Source organism: Streptococcus sp. 9.1 (assembly GCF_016648815.1).
In the GTDB taxonomy this organism is placed as follows: domain Bacteria; phylum Bacillota; class Bacilli; order Lactobacillales; family Streptococcaceae; genus Streptococcus; species Streptococcus salivarius_E.
In genome coordinates this window covers 35,255-42,822 of the sequence record NZ_JACLQS010000016.1, presented here as the reverse complement: position 1 = coordinate 42,822, position 7,568 = coordinate 35,255, and the positions used below count along the sequence as shown (strand labels likewise).

The following is a 7,568-nucleotide window of genomic DNA, read 5'->3' as shown; positions in this document are numbered from 1 at the left end:
GTAAGATGGGAGTAGCTCATAGTGTTTCCTCGGGTTCTGTTTGTGTGGTTACTTACAGTTTACACCAATGAAAGGCTATGAGTTTTTTTGTTGCACTATATTTTACAATTTATCGTTTGGAAAAATCAAGTTAAGTAGAAATAAGAAAGATGAAATTTTCTGACATTTCCTAAAAATACTTGATTTCGACTGAAAAAAGAAAAATAGACATACATTTTCTAATTTTTTCAAAATCGCAACTAAAGCCTATATTATAAGCTTTTCTCTATACTTAACTATGTGTAAAATAAGGGTGTAAATATTATTTTCAAAAAATATGAAATAAATTAATTGACAAAAAATTATAATACAGTATAATAGATTGTGTTAGGAAGAGTTTGTTTTTTTGGCAGGGTGACTCCCTAGTCAAAAAGGACTAGCTTAGAATCTGGAATTCTAAGTTATCAAATTCCAATGTTTCATTGTGATGATTTAAAAAAGAGCAGATTTAAACAGCAAAAAATTAGATTAATCGATTTAAAACATCAGCATCATCGTAGCGGGAGCTAGCGGTATTTTTAATCCGTGTAGAGCAAACGACAGATTCAAAAACAGCAGAATCGGTAGAGACTAATCGTCAAAAGCGAAGAGGGAAAGAAAATAAAGCAGTAACTGCTAATATACCTATCAGAAGGTGGACTAAACCTAATGACTGATAGGTGGTATGTTTTGAGAGTGGGGTTTTTAGCCGATACTCTTCTAGGAAATAGTATCTTGTAAGCAGTAAGACGTTCTGCGTAAAGAAGCTAGAGGGAAAGTTTTTCAGATTGACTGACTATCAATCACAAGATACTCTTAACTAGAAACCATTTTGGACCAACACGGTTTTGCGTTTGTTGGTATTGAACTGCACCTAGGGAAATGGTGGTTCAATGTTAGTAAATAAAGACTTTAACTTGTAAAAGTCTAAAAATTGTTTTATCTCATTATCAACTCAAGGATTAAGTTTTTAGTGGGATTGCGGAACAAAAGGGTGATAAGCATATTGGGATGATGCTTCAGTGACGGAATTTGACCAGATGTTTGTGAGAGCATCTGTCTATGCTACAATAACTATTTTTAATGGTTATGTGGGATAGAAACTGTTTTCAAGATCCTGATTCCTAGGAAAATTGGGGGATTTTTCTTGAAGAATTGAGATTGTTGAAAAGAGATCAAATGGACTGAGCGGCACTTGTATCCCAAGGTAAGCAATACACCTATAAACCTAAGTTTCCATACAGCAGGGAGCAAGTTTCAGTTTGAATGGGGGACGCATCTAGAGTAATCTAGATGTTTTTTTATTTTGTGAATTCTTTTACGAATAAGTAAGAGAGTGCACGAAGGAGAGAGTCATGTTAATTGCAAGAAATCAGGAGGGGAAGCTCGTTTCAGCTCTAGAAACCAGTTTGCAACGTAAGGAATCCTATAGCTGTCCTGGTTGCCAGGGAGTTGTCCTTCTGAGGCATGGCCAGGTAATGTGTCCACATTTTGCTCATAAGTCTTTGCAAGATTGTCAGTTCTTCTCGGAGAATGAATCGGCCCAACATTTATCCCTTAAGGCAGCTTTGTATAAATCTTTGGTTAATCATGGTGAAAAAGTAAGTATTGAAAAGGTTTTGTCTGAGATGGGGCAAATTGCAGATTTATTTGTTGGAGATTCCCTGGCTCTAGAAGTTCAGTGTTCTCGGTTATCCCAGCAACGTTTGAGAGAGAGGACACGTGCCTATCACCAAGCAGGTTACGAAGTGCGTTGGCTTTTGGGTGAGGAACTCTGGTTGAATGGACGTTTAACAGACTTACAGCGGGACTTTCTCTATTTTACGGCTAAGATAGGATTTCACCTATGGGAGCTTGATTGGAAGCGTGAGGAAATTAGACTTAAGTATCTCATCTATGAGGATATTTTTGGGAAAGTCTATTATTTAACTAAGGCCTGGTCGTTAACCGAAAATCTCATGACAGTTTTACGTTTTCCTTATCAAGCAGAGCAGGTTGAGACTTATCAAGTAACTCAGCGAAAGAAGGTCTCACATGTGATTCAACGAGAATTAATGGGGAAAAATCCAAGGTGGATGAGAAGGCAGGAAGAAGCCTATCTTAAGGGAATGAATTTGTTATGCCTGTCTGATCAGGATTTTTTTCCACAAGTGAGATTTCCAGAATCTAAGCAGGGTTTTGTACAAATTAGAGAGTCACTTGAAGGTTTTGAAAAGCTTTTTATGCAATATTATCGAAAAAGGCATTTTTCTTATCAACAAACTCTCTACCCTCCCACCTTTTATGCTAAAATAGTAAAGAATAGATACAATTAAGGAGAATATTATGTCAGACAATCGTGCTCATTTAGAAGAGAAATACACATGGGATTTGACGACCATTTTTGCGACAGATGCAGATTGGGAGACTGAATATGAAAGCACTGTTCAGGATTTGAAGAAGGCTAGTGCTTATGCAGGTCATCTCTTAGATTCTGCTAAGAACTTGCTTGAGGCAACAGAACTTTATATGAGCCTTATGCGTCGCTTGGAGAAAATCTATGTCTATGCGTCAATGAAAAATGACCAAGACACAACAGTAGGGCTTTACCAAGAGTACCAAGCTAAGGCCTCAAACCTTTACTCACAGTTGAGTGAAGCCTTTGCATACTTTGAGCCTGAATTTATGGCCTTGGATGATAAGAAATTAGCTGAGTTTAAAGAACAAGAGCCAGGTCTTGGACTTTATGACCACTATTTCGAACGCCTTTTGGCAAACAAGGACCACGTTCTTTCTCAAGAAGCTGAGGAGCTCTTGGCAGCAGCAGGTGATATCTTCAACGGTCCAACGGATACCTTCAATGTCTTGGATAATGCTGATATCCTCTTCCCATGGGTATCAGATGGTCAAGGGGATGTGGTTGAGTTGACACATGGTAACTTTATCACCCTCATGGAATCTAAGGACCGTGACATTCGTAAGGGAGCTTATGAAGCGATGTATGGGACCTACGAGCAGTTCCAACATACTTATGCACAAACACTCCAAGGCGTTGTCAAGGTTCACAATTACCAAGCCAAAGTTCGTCACTATAATTCAGCACGTCATGCAGCACTTGCAGCTAACTTTATTCCAGAAAGTGTTTATGATTCACTCTTGGAATCAGTGAACAAGCATTTGCCACTTTTGCATCGTTACCTTGATTTGCGTAAGAAGGTCTTGGGGCTTGACGAGCTTAAGATGTATGATGTCTATACACCACTTTCTGAGACTGAAACTGCTCTTACTTATGAAGAATCCCTCAAGAAAGCAGAAGAAGTCTTGGCAATCTTTGGTGAAGAGTATAGTAAAGGGGTTCATGCAGCCTTTACGGAACGTTGGATTGACGTTCACCCTAACAAAGGAAAACGTTCAGGTGCCTACTCAGGTGGTGCCTATGATACCAATGCTTTCATGCTTTTGAACTGGCAAGATACTTTGGACAATCTCTTTACCTTGGTTCACGAGACTGGTCATAGTTTGCATTCAACGTTCACACGTCAGACTCAACCATATGTTTACGGAGATTACCCAATCTTCTTGGCGGAAATTGCGTCTACAACCAATGAAAATATCTTGACAGAAACGCTTCTTAAAGAGGTCAAAGATGACAAGACACGTTTTGCTATTCTTAACCACTATTTGGATGGTTTCAAGGGAACTGTCTTCCGTCAAACCCAATTTGCCGAGTTTGAACATGCTATCCATGAGGCAGATGCATCTGGTCAAATCTTGACAGCCGACTTCATGAATAAGCTTTACGCAGATCTCAATGAGAAATACTATAATCTCAAAGCTGAAGATAACTACGAAATTCAGTTTGAGTGGGAACGTATTCCGCATTTCTACATGAATTACTATGTCTACCAATACGCTACAGGGTTTGCGGCAGCAAGCTACTTGGCTGAAAAAATTGTTCATGGTACTGAAGAAGATAAGGAAGCTTACCTTACTTACCTTAAGGCGGGAAGCTCAGACTATCCTTTGGAAGTCATCAAGAAAGCTGGTGTTGATATGACCAATACCGACTACTTGGATGCTGCCTTCAAAGTTTTTGAAGACCGTCTCGTTGAATTGGAAGACTTGGTTGAAAAAGGTGTTCACCTTTCTTAAAAATAAGTCACTATAAGAGAGAATCATTCTGAATCAGGATGATTCTTTTTATGTCTAAAAACGAACGTTTACTAGAATACAAGTTCTAATTGATTTGGAAATGAGTTGATGAGCATATTTATAGCCCATGGTTTATATTCATGATAGACTAAAAACCTAACGTTTTGTGTTTTATAAGTGAACAATGTTCAGAAATAGAAAGTAGGTTTTTGTGAAAACAACCAATCGTTATCTTGTAGCAACGTGTGGTGTCTTACTCCATCTCATGTTGGGGTCTACCTATGCTTGGAGTATCTATCGTAATCCTATTATGGCCCAGACTGGCTGGGATCAATCTTCAGTTTCTTTTGCCTTTTCATTGGCTATCTTTTGTCTAGGGCTTTCTGCAGCTTTCATGGGGCGTCTGGTTGAAAAATTTGGTCCGAGAGTGACTGGAAGTATGTCGGCGGTCCTCTATGCTGGGGGAAATATTCTGACAGGAGTTGCCATTGCTCATGGAGAGCTGTGGATGCTTTATCTTGGTTATGGTATTCTTGGTGGTCTAGGACTGGGTGTGGGGTATATTACGCCTGTTTCAACCATTATTAAGTGGTTTCCTGATAAGCGTGGACTTGCGACTGGCCTTGCCATTATGGGCTTTGGCTTTGCCTCGCTGTTAACCAGTCCCATTGCTCAATATCTGATTCAGGCACGTGGTGTTGAGCAGACCTTTTATATCTTGGGAGTCGTTTATTTTGTTGTTATGCTTTTTGTCTCACAATTCATTAAACGACCAAGTGTAGAGGAAACACAACTGTTGGCTGACAAGAGTCCAAACCGTCAGGCTGCTGATTTGAGCAAGGGAGTTACGGCTAATGAGGCCCTGAAATCGTCAACTTTCTACTGGTTATGGCTTATTCTGTTTATCAATATTTCATGTGGCTTAGCCCTTGTCTCTGCTATTTCTCCAATGGCTCAAGATATGGTTGGGATGTCAGCGGAATCAGCGGCGGTTGTTGTAGGTATTATGGGAATCTTTAATGGTTTTGGTCGCCTTCTGTGGGCAGGCTTGTCGGATTATATTGGGCGTCCGAAGACCTTTATTCTCCTCTTTGTGGTTAATATTGTTATGGCCGTCCTCCTAATTGTTCTACAAGTGCCACTTGTCTTTGTGGTTGCGATGGCTGTTCTGATGACTTGCTACGGGGCAGGATTCTCCTTGATTCCTCCCTACCTTAGCGATATCTTTGGGGCAAAGGAGTTGGCTACCCTTCATGGTTATATTTTGACTGCCTGGGCGATGGCGGCCTTAGTGGGGCCAATGCTCTTGTCGGTAACCTACGAATTGACAAAATCATACCAGATGACCTTGCTTGTTTTCATCGCTCTTTACGTGGTGGCTTTGGTCATTGCTTACCTCTTGAAAAAGAGGGGGTTACGTCAAGTAGCCTAATGATGACGATTTGATTTATAGATAAGAAAAATCTCTAGCACTCGCTAGGGATTTTTTATATAATAAAACACATGGTTAAATCATATAGTAAAAACGCAAATCACAACATGCGACGTCCTGTAGTCAACAAGGATATCGTGGACTACATGCGAACGCATCTTCAAGAAAATAAAGGGCATTTGGCTGAACTGGAAGCCTTTGCTCGTAAGGAAAATATTCCAATTATCCAGCACGAAGTTGTTGCTTATTTCCGATTTTTGTTGCAGACCTTGCAGCCTAAGAAAATCCTTGAGGTAGGAACAGCTATTGGTTTTTCAGCCCTTCTTATGGCTGAGTATGCACCTGATGCTCAGATTACGACGGTTGATCGTAATGAAGAAATGATTGGCTTTGCCAAGGAAAATCTAGCCAAGTATGACAGCCGCAAACAAATTACCTTGGTTGAGGGGGATGCAGCAGAAGTCTTGCAAGATTTGGACACTGATTATGATTTTGTCTTTATGGATTCAGCCAAGTCTAAATATATCGTCTTTCTGCCTGAAATCCTAAAACGTCTTAAGGTTGGCGGTGTGATTGTTTTTGATGATATCTTCCAAGGAGGAGATATTGCTAAAGACATTATGGAGGTTCGCCGTGGTCAACGTACTATCTACCGTGGTTTACATCGCCTTTTTGATGCGACATTAAATAACCCTGGTTTAACTGCTAGTTTGGTACCTATGAGTGATGGACTTCTTATGCTTCGGAAAAATTCTGAAAATATTATCTTGCCAGATTAAGCATTATTTAAGTAAGTGTGGTATAATAACAGAGATATTGACAATTTAAGGAGTAGATAGAATGGCTAAAGAAAATGAAAACCTTGAGTCAACAGAAGAAACTGTTGAAGAGGTTGTAGCAGACAAAGACGCAGAACAAGAGCATCTTGATCGCCAAAAAGAAGAAGAGGAAAGCATCGCCCTCGCCAGTGAAAAAGCGAAAGAAAAAGCTAAACGTGCTAAAACTAAAAAGACACGTGATGCTGGTAAACCAAGCTCAGGTGGTCGCTTCCTTGGGGGTCTTGCCCTTGTAGCTGTTTCAGCTCTCGTTGGTGCAGGTGCTATGTATGTTTCTCTAGGTAACAAAACAACTGAAGAAACAACTTTGGTATCTATGAAAGGTGATACTGTTACTGTTGGTGATGTTTTTGATTCACTTAAAGGTAGCAGCCAAACACAACAAAGTGTTTTGAGTGCAACTTTGCAAAAGGCTCTTGAAAAAGAATATGGTAGCAAGGTCAGCAAAGAAGACGTTGACAAAGCTTATAAGCAAGCTTCAGAACAATACGGAGATCAATTCTCACAAGTACTTGCAGCCTATGGTCAAACAGAAGAGTCATACCGTAATCAAATCCGTACACAAAAATTGGTTGAGTATGCTGTTAACCAAGCCGCACAAAAAGATTTGACGGAAGCAAATTACAAGGCTGCCTACGATAACTACACACCAAATACAGAGGTGCAAGTGGTTTCAACTACTGATAAAGCAGTTGCAGATAAAGTAGACTCTGAAGCTAAGGCAGAAGGAGCAGATTTCTCACAAGTTGCTAAAGATAACAGCTTGGAAGTGACTTCTAAGACAGTTAACTCAGCTTCTCAAGACTTCCCAGCAGATGTTTTGACAGCAGCCTTCAAACAAGATGCTAATGCCGTTTCTGACGTAGTGACTGTTTCAAACAGCTCAACTGGTGCTGCGACTTACTACATCGTCAAAACTGTTTCAAAATCTGAGAAAAATGCAGATTGGAAAAACTATAAGGATGATTTGACTAAGGTTATCATCAATGGTAAGAAATCTGATACTAACTTCACTAACTCAGTGATTGCTAAGGTCCTTAAGAAATATAACGTTAAAGTTGTAGATAAGGCCTTTAGCGCAATTCTTGACCAGTATGTGACTGGTTCTGGAGCTTCATCAAGTTCATCATCAAGCTCTAGCAAATAAATCA

Annotated in this window: 5 protein-coding genes; all 5 read left to right on the top strand. The window is 39.8% G+C overall.

Annotated features, from left to right (window positions below; genetic code table 11):
• The first annotated feature begins 1,373 nt into the window (after window positions 1-1,373).
• The 5 genes from H7T93_RS08815 (at window position 1,374) to H7T93_RS08795 (ending at window position 7,564) form a co-directional block, all read left to right on the top strand.
• Window positions 1,374-2,333 carry a competence protein CoiA gene (locus tag H7T93_RS08815; RefSeq protein ID WP_201041837.1) on the top strand — a complete coding sequence of 320 codons (960 nt, stop codon included), beginning with the start codon at window positions 1,374-1,376 and terminating at the stop codon, window positions 2,331-2,333.
• Window positions 2,334-2,343: 10 nt separating this feature from the next.
• Window positions 2,344-4,149 carry an oligoendopeptidase F gene (gene pepF, locus H7T93_RS08810; RefSeq protein WP_014633984.1) on the top strand — a complete coding sequence of 602 codons (1,806 nt, stop codon included), beginning with the start codon at window positions 2,344-2,346 and terminating at the stop codon, window positions 4,147-4,149.
• Between the two features lie 211 nt (window positions 4,150-4,360).
• The gene (locus H7T93_RS08805; protein WP_080610289.1) at window positions 4,361-5,581 is read left to right on the top strand and encodes an OFA family MFS transporter; all 1,221 of its coding nucleotides are present in this window, start codon (window positions 4,361-4,363) and stop codon (window positions 5,579-5,581) included.
• A gap of 71 nt (window positions 5,582-5,652) precedes the next feature.
• Window positions 5,653-6,360 (top strand): O-methyltransferase, encoded by a 708-nt coding sequence (locus H7T93_RS08800; RefSeq protein ID WP_070839719.1) that lies wholly within the window; start codon window positions 5,653-5,655, stop codon window positions 6,358-6,360.
• A 61-nt stretch (window positions 6,361-6,421) separates the two neighbouring features.
• Window positions 6,422-7,564, top strand: a complete 1,143-nt coding sequence (locus H7T93_RS08795) for a peptidyl-prolyl cis-trans isomerase (protein ID WP_014633987.1) — start codon at window positions 6,422-6,424, stop codon at window positions 7,562-7,564.
• The last annotated feature ends 4 nt before the right edge of the window (window positions 7,565-7,568 follow it).